The organism is Streptomyces sp. NPDC096323 (assembly GCF_040302845.1).
Classification (GTDB): Bacteria; Actinomycetota; Actinomycetes; order Streptomycetales; family Streptomycetaceae; genus Streptomyces.
Genome location: NZ_JBEOSI010000011.1, coordinates 249316 through 266684, shown reverse-complemented (window position 1 = coordinate 266684; position 17369 = coordinate 249316). Strand labels below are relative to the sequence as shown.

The 17369-nt window shown below is 73.0% G+C and carries 16 protein-coding genes; 6 read left to right on the top strand and 10 right to left on the bottom strand.

What is annotated here, in order from left to right:
* Positions 1–40: 40 nt before the first annotated feature.
* Positions 41–2692, bottom strand: a complete 2652-nt coding sequence (locus tag ABTX18_RS29380) for a glycoside hydrolase family 9 protein (protein WP_503061229.1) — start codon at positions 2690–2692, stop codon at positions 41–43.
* Positions 2693–2981: 289 nt separating this feature from the next.
* Positions 2982–3671, bottom strand: a complete 690-nt coding sequence (locus ABTX18_RS29375; RefSeq protein ID WP_352125794.1) for a copper homeostasis protein CutC — start codon at positions 3669–3671, stop codon at positions 2982–2984.
* Positions 3672–3917: 246 nt separating this feature from the next.
* Between ABTX18_RS29375 and ABTX18_RS29370 the strand changes: the two genes are divergently transcribed.
* Positions 3918–6206, top strand: a complete 2289-nt coding sequence (locus ABTX18_RS29370; RefSeq protein ID WP_352125793.1) for a heavy metal translocating P-type ATPase — start codon at positions 3918–3920, stop codon at positions 6204–6206.
* A gap of 31 nt (positions 6207–6237) precedes the next feature.
* Here ABTX18_RS29370 and ABTX18_RS29365 read toward each other — a convergent pair whose 3' ends face one another.
* The 5 genes from ABTX18_RS29365 to ABTX18_RS29345 form a co-directional block, all read right to left on the bottom strand.
* The gene (locus tag ABTX18_RS29365) at positions 6238–6891 is read right to left on the bottom strand and encodes a GNAT family N-acetyltransferase (RefSeq protein WP_352125792.1); all 654 of its coding nucleotides are present in this window, start codon (positions 6889–6891) and stop codon (positions 6238–6240) included.
* A gap of 154 nt (positions 6892–7045) precedes the next feature.
* Positions 7046–7912 (bottom strand): 5-oxoprolinase subunit C family protein, encoded by an 867-nt coding sequence (locus tag ABTX18_RS29360; protein WP_352125791.1) that lies wholly within the window; start codon positions 7910–7912, stop codon positions 7046–7048.
* Complete coding sequence (locus ABTX18_RS29355) at positions 7909–8565, bottom strand: 5-oxoprolinase subunit B family protein (protein ID WP_352125790.1); 657 nt, start codon at positions 8563–8565, stop codon at positions 7909–7911. The genes ABTX18_RS29360 and ABTX18_RS29355 overlap by 4 nt, the downstream gene beginning before the upstream one ends.
* An 86-nt stretch (positions 8566–8651) precedes the next feature.
* Positions 8652–9401, bottom strand: coding sequence for a LamB/YcsF family protein (locus ABTX18_RS29350; RefSeq protein WP_352125871.1), 750 nt, complete (start codon positions 9399–9401; stop codon positions 8652–8654).
* Positions 9402–9514: 113 nt separating this feature from the next.
* Positions 9515–10174: a maleylpyruvate isomerase family mycothiol-dependent enzyme gene (locus tag ABTX18_RS29345; RefSeq protein ID WP_352125789.1), complete on the bottom strand. Its 660-nt coding sequence runs from the start codon at positions 10172–10174 to the stop codon at positions 9515–9517.
* Positions 10175–10269: 95 nt separating this feature from the next.
* On the opposite strand from ABTX18_RS29345, the gene ABTX18_RS29340 reads away from it, so the two are divergent.
* Together ABTX18_RS29340 and ABTX18_RS29335 are read left to right on the top strand one after the other, a co-directional pair.
* Positions 10270–10941, top strand: coding sequence for an HD domain-containing protein (locus tag ABTX18_RS29340; protein ID WP_352125788.1), 672 nt, complete (start codon positions 10270–10272; stop codon positions 10939–10941).
* 93 nt (positions 10942–11034) lie between these two features.
* Entirely contained in the window at positions 11035–12279 is a 1245-nt protein-coding gene (locus ABTX18_RS29335) for a Cmx/CmrA family chloramphenicol efflux MFS transporter (protein ID WP_352125870.1), read from the top strand.
* Between the two features lie 54 nt (positions 12280–12333).
* Here ABTX18_RS29335 and ABTX18_RS29330 read toward each other — a convergent pair whose 3' ends face one another.
* Positions 12334–12606 carry a DUF4031 domain-containing protein gene (locus ABTX18_RS29330; protein WP_352125787.1) on the bottom strand — a complete coding sequence of 91 codons (273 nt, stop codon included), beginning with the start codon at positions 12604–12606 and terminating at the stop codon, positions 12334–12336.
* Complete coding sequence (locus tag ABTX18_RS29325; protein ID WP_352125786.1) at positions 12603–12971, bottom strand: DUF8819 family protein; 369 nt, start codon at positions 12969–12971, stop codon at positions 12603–12605. Before ABTX18_RS29325 ends, ABTX18_RS29330 begins: the two co-directional genes overlap by 4 nt.
* A gap of 104 nt (positions 12972–13075) precedes the next feature.
* Between ABTX18_RS29325 and ABTX18_RS29320 the strand changes: the two genes are divergently transcribed.
* The 3 genes from ABTX18_RS29320 (at position 13076) to ABTX18_RS29310 (ending at position 16628) form a co-directional block, all read left to right on the top strand.
* Positions 13076–13993 carry a MurR/RpiR family transcriptional regulator gene (locus tag ABTX18_RS29320; protein WP_352125785.1) on the top strand — a complete coding sequence of 306 codons (918 nt, stop codon included), beginning with the start codon at positions 13076–13078 and terminating at the stop codon, positions 13991–13993.
* Between the two features lie 119 nt (positions 13994–14112).
* Positions 14113–15084 (top strand): N-acetylmuramic acid 6-phosphate etherase, encoded by a 972-nt coding sequence (murQ, locus tag ABTX18_RS29315; RefSeq protein WP_352125784.1) that lies wholly within the window; start codon positions 14113–14115, stop codon positions 15082–15084.
* A 35-nt stretch (positions 15085–15119) separates the two neighbouring features.
* The gene (locus ABTX18_RS29310) at positions 15120–16628 is read left to right on the top strand and encodes a PTS transporter subunit EIIC (RefSeq protein ID WP_352125783.1); all 1509 of its coding nucleotides are present in this window, start codon (positions 15120–15122) and stop codon (positions 16626–16628) included.
* A gap of 69 nt (positions 16629–16697) precedes the next feature.
* Here ABTX18_RS29310 and ABTX18_RS29305 read toward each other — a convergent pair whose 3' ends face one another.
* Positions 16698–17303, bottom strand: a complete 606-nt coding sequence (locus ABTX18_RS29305; RefSeq protein WP_352125782.1) for a Uma2 family endonuclease — start codon at positions 17301–17303, stop codon at positions 16698–16700.
* Between the last annotated feature and the right edge of the window lie 66 nt (positions 17304–17369).

The window sequence follows — 17369 nt, the reverse complement described above, 5'->3', positions numbered from 1 at the left end:
GGGGGCGGTGTGCGGGGGCCTTCCCGCACACCGCCTCGGCTCAACCCGCCGTACAGGCCCTCCCGTTCAGCTTGACCGTGCCCGGGTCCGCGGCCGCGCCCGTGACGCTGCTGTTGAACCCGAAGTCGACCGCCGCTCCCGGCGCGATGGTGCGGTTCCAGGACAGCGGTGCGGCGGTGACCGTACGCCCGTACTGGGCGAGTGCGGCGCTCCAGGTGTGGCTGAGCTTCTGGTCGCCCGGCAGCAGCCAGGTCAGGGACCAGGGGGTGATCGCCTCGGTCCCGGTGTTCTTCACCGTGACCGTGGTGGTCGAGCCCGTGCTCCACGGGTGCGAGGAGTACGTGACACGGCAGGACCGCGCCGGACCCGTCCCGTCACCGGCGTCGTCCAGGTAGGACGCGATGAACGCCAGCGGCGCGTTCCAGTTGATGGCGACCTCGTTGGTGGCGTACGAGCCGATGTCGTCGAGGTAGCACATCGCCGCCGCGCACCCGGTGAGCTTCGCCGCGGCCTCCGGGTCCCCGGAGGTGGGAGCGGTGAGGTTCGGGCCGCCCGCGAGGGAGCCGGCGGGCGGGTGGGGCAGGTCCGGGTCGCTCTGGTGCGCCCAGGTCCGGTGGTGCTGGTTCTCGGAGTCGCGCTCGCCGTAGCCGGTGACGTACGACTGGTTGAGCGGGTTGCGCCCGAAGAGGTAGTCCGCGCCGCGCAGCACCGCGTCGCGGTACCCGGCCTTTCCGGTGAGGTCGGCGGCGGTGGCCAGCACCATCATGTTGTTGAGCACCTGGCTGTTGGAGCCCCAGGCGTAGTTCTGACCGGCCGGGGCGTACGGCACGCCGTACAGCTGGTCCTCGGTCTGAGCGGCGTAGCGGTCGGCGGCCGTCGTCACCACGGAGCGGACCCGGGCGAGCTGGTCGGCCGTCAGATTGTTGGGCACGGTCGCCAGGGTCAGTACGCCGAGTCCCGCGGTTCCGCCCCACCAGATACCGCCGTCGGCCGGGAAGGCCGCGTCGGTGTTGCCGTGCAGGGGGGAGGCGAGGAGCGCCTGGCGGTAGGTGTCGGCGCCGGTGGTGGTGAAGAGTTCGGCGGCGGCCCAGTAGAACTCGTCGGAGACGTCGTTGTCGCTGTACGTCCCCCCGCCGGTGCCGTCACTGGGGTCGGCGAGCACGGCCGGGTGGGCCTTCGCCGCGCTCCACGCCGTCTCGGCGGCCGTACGGCACCGGGCTGCGAACGCCGCGTCGTACGGGGCGAAGAGCCGGGCGCACTGGGCGGCCGTGGCGGCCATGTTGAGCGTCGCCGCGGTGGACGGCGGGTGCAGCTCGCGCTGCTGCGGGTCCAGGTGCGGCATCAGCGGCAGGCCGGTCCACTGGGCGTCGTGCATCTTGTGGTGGACCATTCCGGCGAGCGGCTGCCCGGCCGGGACCTGCATGCGCATCAGGAAGTCGAGCTCCCAGCGCGCCTCGTCGAGGATGTCCGGCACGTGGTTGCCGCGCTCGGGCACCCGTAGCGCGCCGTCGCCGAGTTCGGCGGACTCCGCGCTGTCGGCCGTCAGGGTCCGCTCGTAGGTGTCCATCAGCTGGGCCACCGCGATGCCGCCGTTGACCACGTACTTGCCCTGGTCCCCGGCGTCGTACCAGCCGCCCCGCACATCGAGCCGGTAGTCGCAGACGCCCGGCTGGCAGGGCACGTCCGTGTCGCCCTTGTTGGGGGCGACGCCGAGGTGCCCGGCCGGGCGGGCGTACTGCTCGCCGACGAGGTCGGCGTCGATCTCGATGCCGCTGCGGTTCTGGTAGAAGTACGCGAGCGAGTCGCCGCGCAGGGTGTCGTACAGATCGGCGCGGATCGAGAAGGGTTCGCTGACCTGCCCGTCCGCCTCGACGGTGTAGCCGTTTCCGGCGGTGGTGACGTCACTGAAGTCGAAGGTGTGGACGTTCTGGCGCGAGGTCGGGTCCACGCCACCGGGGCGGGTGGTGCCGGTCGCGGCGGTGGTTCCGTCGGCCGCCTTGAGGGTCCAGGGCAGCGGGTCGGCCGCTTCGGTGACCAGGGTGCCGTTCTTGGGCCCCTGCGGGAGGTAGCCGACCTGGTTGACGCGGACGCGCGAGCCGGTGTCGGGCACGTACACGGGCGGTTCGGCGCCGCCGCGCAGGGAGACGTCGTCGAGGCAGAAGGTGGCCGCCTCGTCGCTGCCGCCGATCTGGAACGCGAGCTGGGCCGCGTCGCGGTCGGCGGTCGCGGTGAAGACGTGCGTGACGGGAACGGCCTCGGTGCCGATCTGGTCGGTCGAGGACAGGTCCGTGGTCCACGGGTCGACGGCCAGCTGCACATTGGTGTGGATGGACAGCGGGGTGGTGGAGGTGGCGGTGTAGGTGAGGCTGTACGTCTCCCCCGCGACGAGCGGGATGTCGTTCTGCCCGACGATCACGTCCCACGGGTTGGCCGTTCCGGCCGGGACGTCGGTGCAGAGCCGTCCGTCCGTGACGGCGGCGGCCGTGTTGGCGGTCCACCACCAGGGCGCGGTGCCGGCGGCGAAGTCACCGTTGGTGATCTGCTCCGGCGCCGGATCGGGGTCCTCGGCTGCGGCACCGGGCGCGGTGAGGGCACCGCCGAACAGTGCGGTGAGAGCTAATGTCCCGAGCACACGGCGCCCGCGCCGGGCGCGGGTGCGACCGGTGGGGGACGGGAGCGGAGAGGCGTTCACCGGGGGGGCCTTTCGGTAGGGGCTGACGGTGGTACGACGCACGACGGATGAGCGGTGGGAACGCTCCCATGAGCAGAGGAAGACGCCGGGGAGGCACCGTGGGAGCGTTCCCACACCGCCGTGGCGCCATTGTGGAGCCCGGGGCGTTTGTTGCGCCAGGGTCATGACAGCACCAGCCTGGCGGGCAGCTCACCGGAAGCGGACGAGCCCTCGCACAACAGGGCGGGGCGAGGCGCCGTTTCCGGCACCTCGCCCCCGCTAACCACGCGTACGCCTTGCGCGCGACGCCCTATACGTCGAGCACGTTCCGCCACTCCCTGACCGCGGCCACGTCCACCGGCCCCGCCCAGCCGGCCGGCCGGGCGGCTCCGCCGATGTGGAAGGCGTCGATGCCCGCGGCCAGCAGCTCCGGCAGGTGGTCCAGCCGCAGGCCGCCGCCGACGAGGATCTGCGGCTCGTAGCCGGGCTCACCCTTGCGCGCCGCCTCGACGGTCAGCGTCGGGATGCCGTCGTCCACCCCGGCGGCCGAGCCCGCCGTGAGGTACGTGTCCAGACCCGGCAGGTCGGCGAGCGCCTTGCGCAGGGCGTCCCGGTCGATGGCGCGGTCGATCGCACGATGGAACGTCCAGTTGCAGCCCTCCAGCTCGGCGACGATCCGCTCGACCGCGACGAGGTCGGGGTGGCCGTCCTGGTCGAGGAAGCCGAGCACGAACTCGTCCGCACCCTCGGCCCTCAGCTCGCGCGCCTTGCGTACGAGTACGCCGACGTCGCCGGCCGCGAAGCCGTCCGCCACCCGGAGCATCACCCGCAGCGGGATGTCCACCGCCGCGCGGATCGCCGCGAACGTCGCGCAGGACGGGGTGAGGCCGTCCGCCGCCATGTCGGTGACCAGCTCAAGCCGGTCCGCACCACCCGCCTGGGCCGCGACCGCGTCCTCCGCGTCGAGAGCGATCACCTCCAGGACTGCACGGTTGCTCATGGGAACCCAATCCTCCAGAAACCATCTATAGGTCTAGTCCAATGCCAGCCTACGGGGCAGTAGGCCGGGGGCGCAGCCTCACCGTGAACGCGAACATACGCGAGGCCGCCCGCGCGGCAGGCGACCAGCGGCCCACGGTGCGCGCCGCCCGGGTGGATCACCCTTGCGCTCAATAGGGGGAGGGGGTATACCTGAGGCAAGAGAGATACCCCCCTAGGGTATAAAAGACGGATCGAAGGAGGGCCCGTGTCCGCGCAGACCGCAGCAGCCACCACCGGCACCGCCCCCGGTACCGGCCCCGCCGCAGAGGTCGAGCTCGCCATCGGCGGCATGACCTGTGCCTCGTGCGCGGCCCGTATCGAGAAGAAGCTCAACCGGATGGACGGGGTCGAGGCCACCGTCAATTACGCCACCGAGAAGGCCAAGGTCAGCTACCGGGGCGAGGACGTCTCCGTACAGGACCTGATCGCCACGGTCGAGAAGACCGGCTACACCGCGCACGAACCCGCTCCCCCGGTACGTACCGGAGACGCAGCGCCCCGGACGGACGAGGCGGACGAGCTGCGGCCCCTGCGGCAGCGGCTGCTCACCGCGGTCCTGCTCGCGGTGCCGGTGATCGCGATGGCGATGGTCCCGGCGCTCCAGTTCGACAACTGGCAGTGGCTCTCCCTCACCCTCACCGCCCCCGTCGTCACGTACGCCGCGTGGCCCTTCCACCGCGCCGCGTGGACCAACGCCCGCCACGGCGCGGCCACCATGGACACGCTGATCTCGGTCGGCACCTCGGCCGCGTTCCTCTGGTCGGTGTGGGCGCTGTTCTTCGGCACCGCCGGAATGACCGGCATGACGCACCCCTTCGAGCTGGCCATCGGCCGCACCGACGGCGCTGGGAACATCTACCTCGAAGCGGCCGCCGGAGTCACCGCGTTCATCCTGGCCGGGCGCTACTTCGAGGCCCGCTCCAAGCGGAAGGCGGGCGCCGCGCTGAAGGCCCTGCTCGAACTGGGCGCGAAGGAGGTCACCGTCCTGCGCGACGGCCACGAGGTCACCGTGGCAACGGCCGAACTCCGGGCCGGCGACCGGTTCCTCGTGCGCCCGGGCGAGAAGATCGCCACCGACGGCACCGTGGTGGAGGGCAGTTCGGCGGTGGACGCGTCGATGCTCACCGGTGAGTCCGTCCCCGTCGAGGTCGCGGTCGGCGACGCCGTGACCGGGGCGACGCTGAACGCGGGCGGCCGGCTCGTCGTCGAGGCCACCCGGGTCGGCGCCGACACCCAGCTCGCCCGGATGGCCAAGCTGGTCGAGGACGCGCAGAACGGCAAGGCGGCGGCCCAGCGACTGGCCGACCGGATCTCGGCGGTGTTCGTCCCCGTCGTCATCGCGCTCGCCCTCGGCACGCTCGGCTACTGGCTGGGCAGCGGGGAAGGCCTGACGGCCGCCTTCACGGCCGCCGTCGCCGTACTGATCATCGCCTGCCCCTGCGCCCTCGGCCTCGCCACCCCGACAGCCCTCATGGTCGGTACGGGACGCGGCGCCCAGCTCGGCATCCTCATCAAGGGCCCCGAGGTCCTGGAGACGACGCGTCGCGTGGACACCATCGTCCTCGACAAGACCGGCACGGTCACCACCGGCAAGATGACCCTCCAGACCGTCCACACGGCGGACGGCGTCACCGAAACCGACGTCCTGCGCCTCGCCGGAGCCCTGGAACACGCCTCCGAACACCCCATCGCCCAGGCCGTCGCCACCGGAGCCGCCCACCGCACCGGAGCCGCCCTCCCCACCCCCGAGGACTTCACCAACGTCCCCGGACTCGGCGTCCAGGGCATCGTCGAAGGACACGCGGTGCTGGTGGGCCGCGAGGCGCTGCTGGCCGAGTGGGCGATCCACCTGCCCGTGGATCTGGCCCGTCGCAAGGCCGCGGCGGAGGCCGCGGGCCGCACCGCGATCGCGGTCGCCTGGGACGGGGAGGCGCGGGCGGTCCTGGAGGTCGCCGACGCGGTGAAGGACACCAGCGCGGAGGCGATCCAGCGGCTGCGCGCCCTCGGCCTGACCCCGATCCTGCTGACCGGCGACAACCGGGCGGTGGCGGAGGCGGTCGCGGCGGAGGTCGGCATCGAGGAGGTGTACGCGGAGGTCATGCCGCAGGACAAGGTCGACGTCGTCAAGCGCCTTCAGGGCGAGGGCCGTTCGGTCGCGATGGTCGGCGACGGGGTCAACGACGCGGCCGCCCTCGCCCAGGCCGACCTGGGCCTCGCCATGGGCACGGGCACCGACGCGGCGATCGAGGCCGGCGACCTGACGCTGGTGCGCGGGGACCTGCGGGCCGCCGCGGACGCGATCCGGCTGTCGCGGAAGACGCTCGGCACCATCCGTACGAACCTGTTCTGGGCCTTCGCCTACAACGTGGCCGCACTGCCGCTGGCCGCGATGGGGCTGCTGAACCCGATGATCGCGGGCGCCGCGATGGCGTTCTCGTCGGTGTTCGTGGTCGGCAACTCGCTGCGGCTGCGGGGGTTCCGGGCGGCGGTGTAGAGACCTCGCACGCGGCGCGGGCGGCCGGGCTTCAGCTTCCGACAGGGAGCCGGGCCCCCGGCCGCCCGCTGCCGCGTGCGATGCGCTCCCCCAGCCGGGCCCGGCGCTCCGGCCACTCGTCCGCCGTGATCGAGAAGATCGCGGAGTCCCGCAGCCGCCCGTCCTCGCCGGGCGCCCACGACCGGGACCAGTTCCGCAGAACCCCCTCGAAGCTCACGCCCGCCGCCTCGATCGCGGCCCGGGAACGGCTGTTGCGGGCATCCGTCTTCAGGTCGACCCGGGCCACGTCCCACACCTCGAACGCGTGCCGGAACAGCAGGTACTTGGCCTCCGCGTTGATCCCCGTGCCCTGCGCGGAGGCGGCGAGCCAGGTGAAGCCGACCTCGATCGCGCTCAGCGTGTCCTCGTCCAGCCAGTACCGGGGCTCCCAGTAGGCCGTGACCCCGACCGCGCGCCCGGACGCCCGGTCGATCTGCGCGTACGGGAACAGCTTCCCGGCCGCGACGCGGGCGAACTGGGCGTCGAAGTACTCCTCGACCTCATGGGCACGCGGCACCCACGTGAACCGGTACGAACTCCGGTCCTCCTCCGCGGCAACCGCCAGATCCTCCGCATGCCGGCGCTCCAGCGGCTCCAGGCGCACGCGCGCACCCTCCAGAACCGGCCCCACCAGTGCGAAAGTCATCGCTCATCCATCCAGTCGCTCGGACGCTCCATGCGCGGGCGCGGGCCCGCGTAACGGAGCGTTCCAGAGGCGTCCGGCCCTGTCGCGCGAATATCGGGGCGGCGCCCCGCATGACGGCGCCCACATGACAGCGCCCACGGGGCGGCGCGCGGGCTCACCTCGCCGCGCGTACGAACCGCACCACCGTCCCCGGCCCCGCCTGGGCCGCCGCCGCCAGCGCCGGCTCGGACACGACGCCCACGACCGGGTAACCGCCCGTCGTCGGATGGTCGTTGAGGAACACCACCGGCCGGCCGTCCGGAGGGACCTGGACAGCTCCCAGCAGCATGCCCTCGCTGGGCAGTTCACCGGTACGGGCACGCTCCAGCGGCGGGCCCTCGGTGCGCAGGCCGATGCGGTTGCTCTGCGCGGAGACGCGGTACGGCTCGGTCGTGAACGTGACGAGTGCGGCGGGCGTGAACCAGGTGTGGCGGGGGCCGAGGTGGACCGGCAGGACGAGCACCGCGGATGCGCCCGGCCACGGCACCGCGTCGACGGGCGGGGCGCCGGCCGGCGGACGGGGTCCCAGGGGCAGCACGTCCCCGTCGCGCAGGGGCGGCGGGCCCAGCCCGGAGAGCAGATCGGCTGACCGGCTGCCGAGCACCGGGGCCGGCGCCACGCCGCCCGCGAACGCCAGGTAGCTGCGCAGCCCGTGCACCGCGGGCCCCGCGTCCAGCACCGCACCCGCCGGGACATGCACCGCGGCGCCCCATGCCACGGGCCGTCCGTCCACCGTGACCCGGCACGGCGCACCGCCGACGACCACACGCACCGCACGGTCCGGGCGGACGGCGCAGCCGGTGGCGGTCGTCTCCAGAACGGCGGCGGCGACCGGGTTGCCGGCCAGCCGGTTGGCGAGCGCGGCGGCGGGTGCGTCGAGGGCGCCGGCCCGCCCGACGCCCAGGTGCGCGAGTCCGGCGCGGCCCTCGTCCTGCACGGTGGTCAGTGCCCCGGCCCGGACGACCTCGAACGACGCCGTCACCGTGCCGCCTCCACGAAGCGCACCCGCGCGCCCGGCTCCAGCAGTGCGGCGGGCTCGCGGTGCGGGTCCCACAGCCGTCCCGGGTCGGGCATCCTGCCGACGAGCTGCCAGCCCCCGGGGGACGGGCTCGGGTACACCCCGGTGTACGGGCCGGCCAGCGCCACCGCACCCGCCGGGACCCGGGTACGCGGTGTCGCCCGGCGGGGCAGGTGGAGGTGGTCCGGGAGGCCGGTCAGATAGCCGAAGCCGGGGGCGAACCCGCAGAAGGCCACCCGGAACTCGATACCGGCGTGGATGCCGGGCACGTCGGCGGCCGCCACCCCCCATGCCTCGGCGACATCGGCCAGATCCGGCCCGTCGTAGACGACCGGGAGCTCCACCGTCTCGCCCGCGTCGTGACGGGGCGGCGGTATGGGCCAGGTCTCCAGCTCCCGGGCGAGCGCGGTGGCGTCCCGCGCGATGCCGTCGAGCAGCACGGTCCGCTCGCCGGGCACGATGTCGCGTACGCCCGGCAGCTCGCCCGCCGCGCGGCGCCGCAGCACCTCCGCGTGGAACGCCTCCGTGTCCTGCCGGCCGTCCAGCTCGACCAGCAGCGCCCGCGGCCCGGCGGGCAGCACGACGAGCGACGGGCGGGTCCGGTGGCCGGCGCTCACCGGGGGATCGGCAGGGGCAGGGCCGGTACCGCGCCCCGCGTTCACCGGAGGCTCGGCGTGCGGCGGGCCGACGCGGCGTCCCCTGCTCACGCGAAGGCCCGCACCGCGACGCCCGCCTCTTCCAGGGCCGCCCGCACCCGTCGGGCGAGTGCGGCAGCCCCCGGGGTGTCGCCGTGGACGCACAGGGACCGGGCGACGACGGGTATCCGGCCCCCGTCGGTTCCGGTCACGCTCCGGTCCACGGCGAAGCCCACCCCTCGTCGTACGACCTCGTCCGCGTCGTGCACCACCGCACCCGGCTCCCCGCGCGGCACGAGCGTCCCCTGCGGGGTGTACGCCCGGTCCGCGAAGGCCTCCTCGACGGCGGTCAGGCCGGACTCCCGGGCCCGTACGAGCAGCCGGGACCCGGGCAGCCCGAGGACGGCCATACCCCCGCCCGCCAGCCGGACGCCCTCGATCACGGCGGCGGCCTGCTCGTCGTCCCGGACGGTGCGGTTGTAGAGGGCGCCGTGCGGTTTGACGTACGCGACCGACGCACCGGCCGCCTCCGCGAACACCCGCAACGCGCCGATCTGGTAAGCGACTTCCGCGGCCAGCTCGGCGGAAGGCACATCCATGGCGCGGCGCCCGAAGCCCGCCAGGTCGCGGTACGAGACCTGCGCGCCGATCCGCACGCCCCGGGCGGCCGCCGCGTCGCACACCCGCCGCATCACCGAGGCGTCCCCCGCGTGGAAGCCGCACGCCACATTGGCGCTGGTCACACACCCGAGGAGCGCGTCGTCGTCGGTGAGCGTCCAGCGCCCGAAACCCTCACCCAGGTCCGCGTTGAGGTCCATGACCGCGACCGGCTCACCCGACGGGTCCGGACCGTGCGCCCTGCCGGGCAGGTTCGTCAGATTCGTCACGGGCGGCACGGTAGCGCCCATGCCCTCATACCCGCCCCGCCGTCTCAGTCGAAGAGGCAGAGCTCGCGCTCCCGGACGCCCTCCAGCTCGTACCGCGTCCCCACCAGCGGGCGGCCCGCGCACAGCCGGATCAGCGTCGCCCCGTCGCCCCGGTACCGGCCTGGTGCCCGGCCCTCCTGCTCCGTACCGATGACGAGTTCCTGGCCGCTGTCCGTGAGCTCAGCGGTGAACAGCGGCGCCTCGCGGCGCAGGGCGCGCGGGACGAGGAGCCTGAGCGCATGCGGGAGCCCCGCGCCCTCGTACGCCCCGGGCAGCCCCCAGGCCGCCCGCACATCACCCGCGTGCACCCACTCCCCCAGGGCCACCGCGTCCAGCACCCCGCCCGCCGCGGCGATCACCGGACCCGCGTCGGTCATCCCCCGCTCCCGCTCGTCCACCACCTCCGTGTGCGACCAGCCGGCCCGCTCCGCGATGTCCCGGTCATTGGATTCGGGGCCGAACACATCCGGACCGAACCGGCTCTCGACCACACGGTTCAGCACGGACCCGCAGTGCGCGACCACGTCCCGCACCGTCCAGCCGGGACACGCGGTGCGCAGGGCGAAGGCGTCGTCCTCGGCGGCCCGCAGCACAGGGATCAGGGCATCCCGCTCGGTGCGCAGGAGGAGTCCGGGCAGCTCGGGGTCACGCTTTTCGTCAGCCATGATCACAGCCAACCACCCCGGCCGCGCGCGGACTTGGGTTTCGGTGCTCACGGTGAACAAGGACACAGGCCGCCGGACGCTCTAACCTCGGGGACATGGACGACCACGACCGGGCCCCGCGCAGTGCCGAAGCCGACGCCCTCCGCGGCCGCTGGCACGAGTGCCTCGTCGCCGCCCGGGGCGGGGGCGAGGGCCCCGACCCGTTGCCGTACGCCGACAACCTCCTGGCCCGGTGGGCCGAGCCCCAGCGGCGCTACCACACCACCGTCCACCTGGCGGCGGTCCTCGACCACGTGGACACGCTCGCCGGGCACGCGGCGGACCCGGACGCGGTACGGCTGGCGGCATGGTTCCACGACGCGGTCTACCGGCCCGACCGCTCCGAGAACGAGGAGCGCAGCGCCGTCCTCGCCGAGCGCGCGCTGCCCGAGGCGGGGGTCCCGGCCGCGACCACCGCCGAGGTCGCCCGCCTGGTCCGGCTGACCGTCTCGCACGACCCGGCCGACGGCGACAGCAATGGCGAGACCCTGTGCGACGCCGACCTCGCGATCCTCGCGGCGCCGCCCAAGGAGTACGCGGAGTACGCGGCCCGGGTGCGCGAGGAGTACGGCTTCGTCCCCGACGAGGCGTTCCGCGAGGGCCGGGCAGCGGTGCTGCGGCAGCTCCTGGAGCTGCCGCGCCTGTTCCGTACGCCGCACGGGGCGGCCGAGTGGGAGGCCAGGGCCCGGCACAACCTGAGCACGGAGCTGGAGCTGCTCACGCACTGATTGCCATCCGTGGCGGAGCAGTGCGGGGGAATGCCACGGGCCATCGCTCTGTTGGCACCTGTCATGCCCGACTCTGCCGCTCGCCGCTCCCGTATGCCTCTGGCCGTGTACATCTTGGGGCTCTCGGTTTTCGCCCTTGGCACGAGCGAGTTCATGCTCTCCGGGCTGCTGCCGCCCATCGCTGATGACATGAACGTGTCGATCCCGCGCGCCGGGCTCCTCATATCCGCCTTCGCGATCGGCATGGTCGTCGGCGCCCCGCTGCTCGCCGTGGCCACGCTCCGGCTGCCGCGCCGGACCACGCTCATCGCGCTGATCTCCGTCTTCGGCCTCGGCCAGGTCGCGGGTGCGCTCGCGCCGACGTACGAGGTGCTCTTCGCGTCCCGGGTGGTCAGCGCGTTCGCGTGCGCCGGGTTCTGGGCGGTCGGGGCTGCCGTCGCCATCGCGATGGTGCCGGTGAACTCACGGGCCCGCGCGATGGCCGTGATGATCGGCGGACTCTCCATCGCCAACGTACTGGGGGTGCCGCTGGGGGCCTTCCTGGGCGAGAACCTGGGATGGCGGTCGGCGTTCTGGGCGGTCGGGGCCGCGTCCGCCGTGGCCCTGGCCGGGGTGACCACGATGATTCCGCGGATCCCGCTGCCGGACGAGAAGCCGCAGCTCAAGCGGGAGCTGGGGATCTACCGCGACCGCCAGGTGTGGCTCTCCATCGTGCTGACCGCGCTCGCGGCGGGCGGGGTGTTCTGCGCGTTCAGTTACCTCGCGCCGCTGCTGACGGACGTCGCCGGTCTGAACTCGGGCTGGGTGCCGACCGTTCTCGCGCTGTTCGGGATCGGCGCGCTGGTCGGCACGATGATCGGCGGCCGGGTCGCGGACGCGCACCTCTTCGGGGTGCTGCTGAGCGGCATCGCGGCGTCGACCGTCTTCCTGGCCGCGCTGGCGCTGTTCGCGTCGAACCAGGCCGCCGTGATCGTGCTCTCGTTCCTGCTCGGCCTGTCGGCGTTCTATACGGCTCCGGCGCTGAACGCCCGGATGTTCAACGTGGCCGGTGCCGCCCCGACGCTTGCGGGGGCGACGACGACCGCCGCGTTCAACCTGGGCAACACGGGCGGGCCCTGGCTGGGCGGCACGGTGATCGATCTGGACTTCGGTTTCGAGGCCACCGCGTGGGCGGGGGCGGCGATGACCGTGCTGGCGCTGGTGACGGTGGTCTTCTCGCTGCGGTTGCAGCGCAGCCGCACCGCCTCGTCCCGGCTGGTGGCGGGCGCCCCGGCCGTGGCGGCGCGCGAGGCGGCGCCCGACGCCGCGCAGGTGTGCGCCCCCTCGTCGACCGCCTGAGCGGCGCCCGCCGCGGCACAGGCCTGCGTTCCCTCGTCGACTGCCTGAGCGCGCTCAGCCGGCCGCCGGCCGGCCCTTGGGGCGGCGCAGGCCGGCCTTGGTGATCCGGCGGACCAGTTCCTTGGAGCCGATCTGCCGGGCTCCGGCCCGTACGGCGTCCTCGTACCGCTCTTTCGGTACGTCGTAGTGGTCCCGCTCGAAGGCGCGGGGCGGGCAGCCGATGGAAGCCGCGAAGGTGTGCAGTTCGTCGAAGGACACGTCGCTGACCAGGTGCGACCAGAACCGCCCGTGACCCGGCCAGTCCGGCGGGTCGATGTACACGGTCATCGCCGCAGTATCCCGCCGAGCGCGCCGACCGGGGCGACGGAGACCGTCGCCTTCGTGCAGACCCAGTGCGGGTCCGGGCCCAGCTCCGGCTCGACGTCCAGCGCGTGCGGCTCGCCCTCGACGCAGACGGGACACACCGGCCAGCGGCCGTGCCGCTCCAGCAGTGCGTCCTGTACGTCCTGGGCGACGAGTCCGATGACGAACTCCACCCCCTCCGGCCACTGCTCGACCCACCAGCGCCGGTGCGTCACCGCGTCCTCGACCAGCGAGACGATCTGCGCCTCGGCGACGTCTCCGGCGGCGAGATCGGCCATGACCAGTGCGCGGGCCGTGTGCAGTGCCTGCTCCAGGGGGTTCAGCTCCATGCAGCCATTGTCCACCTGCGGGCCGGACCTCCCGCCCTCCTTCCGCCAAAGATGGGGATCAAAGGGGGGTTGACGGGCACTCGTCTTGAAAATATCTTTCAAAGGTGATCCATGACCTGAAGGAAAGTTTCAGCGCCGGTTCGCCGCCCGCCCCGGCGGCCCTCGCGGCGAAGGTGCGGACGCTCGCGCCCTCCATGACCCGCTCCATGCAGCGGGTCGCCGAGGCCGTCGCCGGCGACCCGGCGGGCTGCGCCGCCCTGACGGTCACCGGTCTCGCCGAGCTCACCGGCACCAGTGAGGCGACCGTGGTCCGCACCGCCCGCCTCCTCGGCTACCCCGGCTACCGGGACCTGCGCCTCGCGCTGGCCGGTCTCGCCGCTCACCAGGAGTCCGGCCGGGCGCCCGCCGTCACCGCGGACATAGCGGTCGACGACCCGATCGCCGACGTGGTCGCCAAGCTGGCCTACGACGAGCAGCAGACCCTCGCCGACACCGCCGCCGGCCTCGACACCGTGCAGCTCGGGGCTGCCGTGGCCGCGGCCGCGACCGCCCGCCGCATCGACATCTACGGCGTGGGCGCCTCATCCCTCGTCGGCCAGGACCTGGCCCAGAAGCTGTCCCGTATCGGCCTGATCGCGCACTCCCACATGGACCCGCACCTCGCGGTGACCAACGCGGTGCAGTTGCGCTCCGGCGACGTGGCCATCGCGATCACCCACTCCGGTTCCACGGGCGACGTCATCGAGCCGCTGCGGGTCGCCTTCGACCGGGGCGCCACGACGGTCGCGATCACCGGCCGCCCCGACGGCCCGGTCACGCAGTACGCCGACCACGTACTGACCACGTCCACGGCCCGCGAGAGCGAGCTGCGCCCGGCCGCCATGTCGAGCCGTACCAGCCAGCTCCTGGTCGTCGACTGCCTGTTCATAGGGGTCGCGCAGCGGACGTACGAGACGGCGGCTCCGGCCCTCGCCGCCTCCTACGAGGCGCTGGCCCACCGCCACAACCCCCGCACACGCTGACGCGATGACGCGAATGCCGACACCGACACCGACGCCGACGCCGTAACGAAGCACCCGCACCCGCACCCGCACCCGCACCCGCAGAACCGTACGAGTTCGAGAAAGCAGAGCCGCTCTCCATGACCTCCCACACCGAAGCCGACACCGACGCCACCACGTCCGGCGAATACGGCGAACTGCGCGCCCAGCTCGCCACGCTCACCACCGAGGCGTTCCGCCCCGAGCTCGCCGAGATCGATCAGCTGGCCACCGCGGAGATCGCCCGGATCATGAACGGCGAGGACCGGACCGTCCCGGACTCCGTCGCCGAGCGGCTCCCCGAGATCGCCGCCGCGATCGACGCCACGGCGGCGCGCATGGCCCGCGGTGGCCGGCTGATCTACGCGGGCGCGGGCACCGCGGGCCGGCTCGGCGTGCTGGACGCCAGCGAGTGCCCGCCCACCTTCAACACCGACCCGGCCGACGTGATCGGCCTGATCGCGGGCGGCCCGTCCGCCATGGTCACCGCCGTCGAGGGCGCCGAGGACAGCAAGGAGCTGGCCGCCGCCGACCTCGACGGACTGGGCCTCACCGCGGAAGACACGGTGGTCGGCATCTCCGCCTCCGGCCGTACGCCGTACGCGATCGGGGCCGTCGAGCACGCCCGCGCCAAGGGCGCCCTGACCCTCGGCCTCTCCTGCAACGCGGACTCCGCGCTGGGCGCTGCGGCCGAGCACCCCCTGGAGGTCGTCGTCGGCCCCGAGCTGCTCACCGGCTCCACCCGGCTGAAGGCGGGCACGGCGCAGAAGCTCGTCCTCAACATGATCTCGACGATCACGATGATCCGGCTCGGCAAGACGTACGGGAACCTCATGGTCGACGTGCGCGCGTCCAACGAGAAGCTGCGCGCCCGTTCCCGGCGGATCGTCTCGCTGGCCACCGGTGCGTCCGACGCCGAGATCGAGGCCGCGCTCACCGCCACCGACGGCGAGGTGAAGAACGCCATCCTGACCATCCTCGGCCAGGTCGACGGCCCCACCGCCGCCACCCTGCTCTCCGCCTCGGACGGCCACCTCCGCGCCGCGCTCGCAGCCGCCCCCCGTACGACCTGACCCTCCTCTCCCCCGCACAGCAAGGCACCACGCACATGGCTACTGAAGACAAGAACCGCGCCACTGCCGCCGCGATCCTTCCGCTCGTCGGTGGCGCCGCGAACGTCAGCTCCATCGCCCACTGCATGACCCGGCTCCGGCTCGGTCTGCACGATCGCCTCCTCGTCCAGGACGAGGCACTGAAGGCCGTGCCCGCCGTCATGGGTGTGGTGGAGGACGACACGTACCAGATCGTTCTCGGTCCCGGCACGGTCGCCCGCGTCACCCCGGAGTTCGAGAAGCTCGTCGAGGAGGGCAGGGCCTCGGCCCCGGCCTCCGTACCTCTCACCGCAGAGGAACTGGCCGCGCAGGGCGCCGAGATGAAGGCGGCCCGGAAGGCGAGGAACGCCACGCCGTTCAAGCTGTTGCTGCGCAGGATCGCCAACATCTTCGTGCCGCTGATCCCGGCCCTGATCGGCTGCGGCATCATCGCGGGCCTCAACGGCCTGCTGGTCAACCTCGGCCGGCTGACGTCGGTGACCCCGGCCCTCGCGGCGATGGCGTCCGGCTTCATGGCGCTGATCGCGGTCTTCGTCGGCTACAACACGGCGAAGGAGTTCGGCGGCACGCCGATCCTCGGCGGCGCGGTCGCGGCCATCATCGTCTTCCCGGGCGTCGCGAACATCGAGGCGTTCGGCCAGAAGCTCTCCCCCGGACAGGGCGGTGTCCTCGGCGCGCTGGGCGCGGCGGTGCTCGCGGTGTACGTGGAGAAGTGGTGCCGGCGCTGGGTGCCGGAGGCGCTGGACGTCCTGGTCACCCCGACGCTGACGGTCCTGGTCTCCGGTCTGGTGACGATCTTCGGCCTGATGTACGTGGCGGGCGAGGTCTCCACCGCGATCGGCACGTTCGCCGACTGGCTGCTGTCCAACGGCGGCGCGGGCGCGGGCCTCGTCCTCGGCGGCTTCTTCCTTCCGCTGGTCATGCTGGGCCTGCACCAGGCGCTGATCCCGATCCACACGACGCTGATCGAGCAGCAGGGCTACACGGTTCTGCTCCCGATCCTCGCGATGGCCGGTGCCGGCCAGGTCGGCGCGGCGATCGCGGTCTTCTTCCGCCTCCCGCGCAACGAGTCGATCCGCCGGACCATCAAGTCGGCCCTGCCGGCGGGCTTCCTGGGCGTCGGTGAGCCGCTGATCTACGGCGTCTCACTGCCGCTGGGCCGCCCGTTCATCACGGCGTGCGTGGGCGGTGCGTTCGGCGGCGCGTTCGTCGGGTTCTTCAACCAGCTCGGCGACGCGGTGGGCTCCACGGCGATCGGCCCGTCCGGCTGGGCGCTGTTCCCGCTGCTGGACGGCAACCACGGCCTGGGCGCGACGGTCGCGATCTACGCGGGCGGCCTGGTCGTCGGCTACCTGGCGGGCTTCGTCGCCACGTACTTCTTCGGCTTCAGCAAGGAGCTGCTGGCGGAGTTCAACATCTCCCAGGAACCGGCGGCCTCCCCGGTCACGGCGACGGGCCCGGCCACCGGCCCGGCGACTCCCGCGAAGGAACCTGCGGGGGTCTGACGGAACCAGGAGAACAACCAGGAGAGCGGCGGCACCCCGTGGGGGTGGCCGCCGTTCTCGCTGTCGGTCTCAGACCGGAAAGGCGTCCGTGGCCAACGTGACGTCGAAGGGCGCCGGCAGCGCGAGCGGCTTACCGAACGGCACCGGGTCGGAACGCTTGTACGTACCGTCCTCGTTGGGCTCCGTGAACAGCGTGGCCATGGCCCCGCGCGTGTCGAACCGGTCGATCAGCAGGTACATCGGCACACCGGCGCGGGCGTAGGCGCGGTACTTCTTCGTCCGGTCCTCGCGCGCGTTCCCCTTCGACGTGATCTCGACGATGAGGAGGGCCTCTGACGCGTCCAATGGATCGCTGGCCTCGGTGTCGGCAGTGACGATCAACTCGGTCGGCATGACCACGAGATCAGGCACGAACAGCTTTTCGAGAGGTGCCACATGCACGCCCAGGGTCTGGTAGATCCCCAGCTCGTCGGGCAGGTTCACGTAGAGGCGGCGCTGCACCATGTCGGCGATGCCGTTGTGATGCGCGTGCGGCGGCGGTACCAAGACGATCTGCCCTTCGTCGATCTCGGCGCGCCACCCCTCGGGCACGTCCAGTTCCTGCCAGGTGCGCAGCAGGTAGTCCCACGGGCGGCCTTCAGAGTCCTGCTGGTGCTCGACCATCGCGGCGGTCATCGCGGGTCCCTTCTCCTGAAGCCTGTCCGGGGAGCGTAGATCGACGGTGCGGCGGGGTGAGGCCGC

Excerpts from the sequence above, each read along its gene's own strand:
- ABTX18_RS29310 (WP_352125783.1), top strand. The coding sequence starts at position 15,120 with ATGGCTACTGAAGACAAGAACCGCGCCACTGCCGCCGCGATCCTTCCG.
- murQ (WP_352125784.1), top strand. The coding sequence starts at position 14,113 with ATGACCTCCCACACCGAAGCCGACACCGACGCCACCACGTCCGGCGAA.
- ABTX18_RS29375 (WP_352125794.1), bottom strand. The coding sequence starts at position 3,671 with ATGAGCAACCGTGCAGTCCTGGAGGTGATCGCTCTCGACGCGGAGGAC.
- ABTX18_RS29345 (WP_352125789.1), bottom strand. The coding sequence starts at position 10,174 with ATGGCTGACGAAAAGCGTGACCCCGAGCTGCCCGGACTCCTCCTGCGC.
- ABTX18_RS29350 (WP_352125871.1), bottom strand. The coding sequence starts at position 9,401 with ATGGACCTCAACGCGGACCTGGGTGAGGGTTTCGGGCGCTGGACGCTC.
- ABTX18_RS29325 (WP_352125786.1), bottom strand. The coding sequence starts at position 12,971 with ATGGAGCTGAACCCCCTGGAGCAGGCACTGCACACGGCCCGCGCACTG.
- ABTX18_RS29330 (WP_352125787.1), bottom strand. The coding sequence starts at position 12,606 with ATGACCGTGTACATCGACCCGCCGGACTGGCCGGGTCACGGGCGGTTC.
- ABTX18_RS29340 (WP_352125788.1), top strand. The coding sequence starts at position 10,270 with ATGGACGACCACGACCGGGCCCCGCGCAGTGCCGAAGCCGACGCCCTC.
- ABTX18_RS29305 (WP_352125782.1), bottom strand. The coding sequence starts at position 17,303 with ATGACCGCCGCGATGGTCGAGCACCAGCAGGACTCTGAAGGCCGCCCG.
- ABTX18_RS29365 (WP_352125792.1), bottom strand. The coding sequence starts at position 6,891 with ATGACTTTCGCACTGGTGGGGCCGGTTCTGGAGGGTGCGCGCGTGCGC.
- ABTX18_RS29335 (WP_352125870.1), top strand. The coding sequence starts at position 11,035 with ATGCCTCTGGCCGTGTACATCTTGGGGCTCTCGGTTTTCGCCCTTGGC.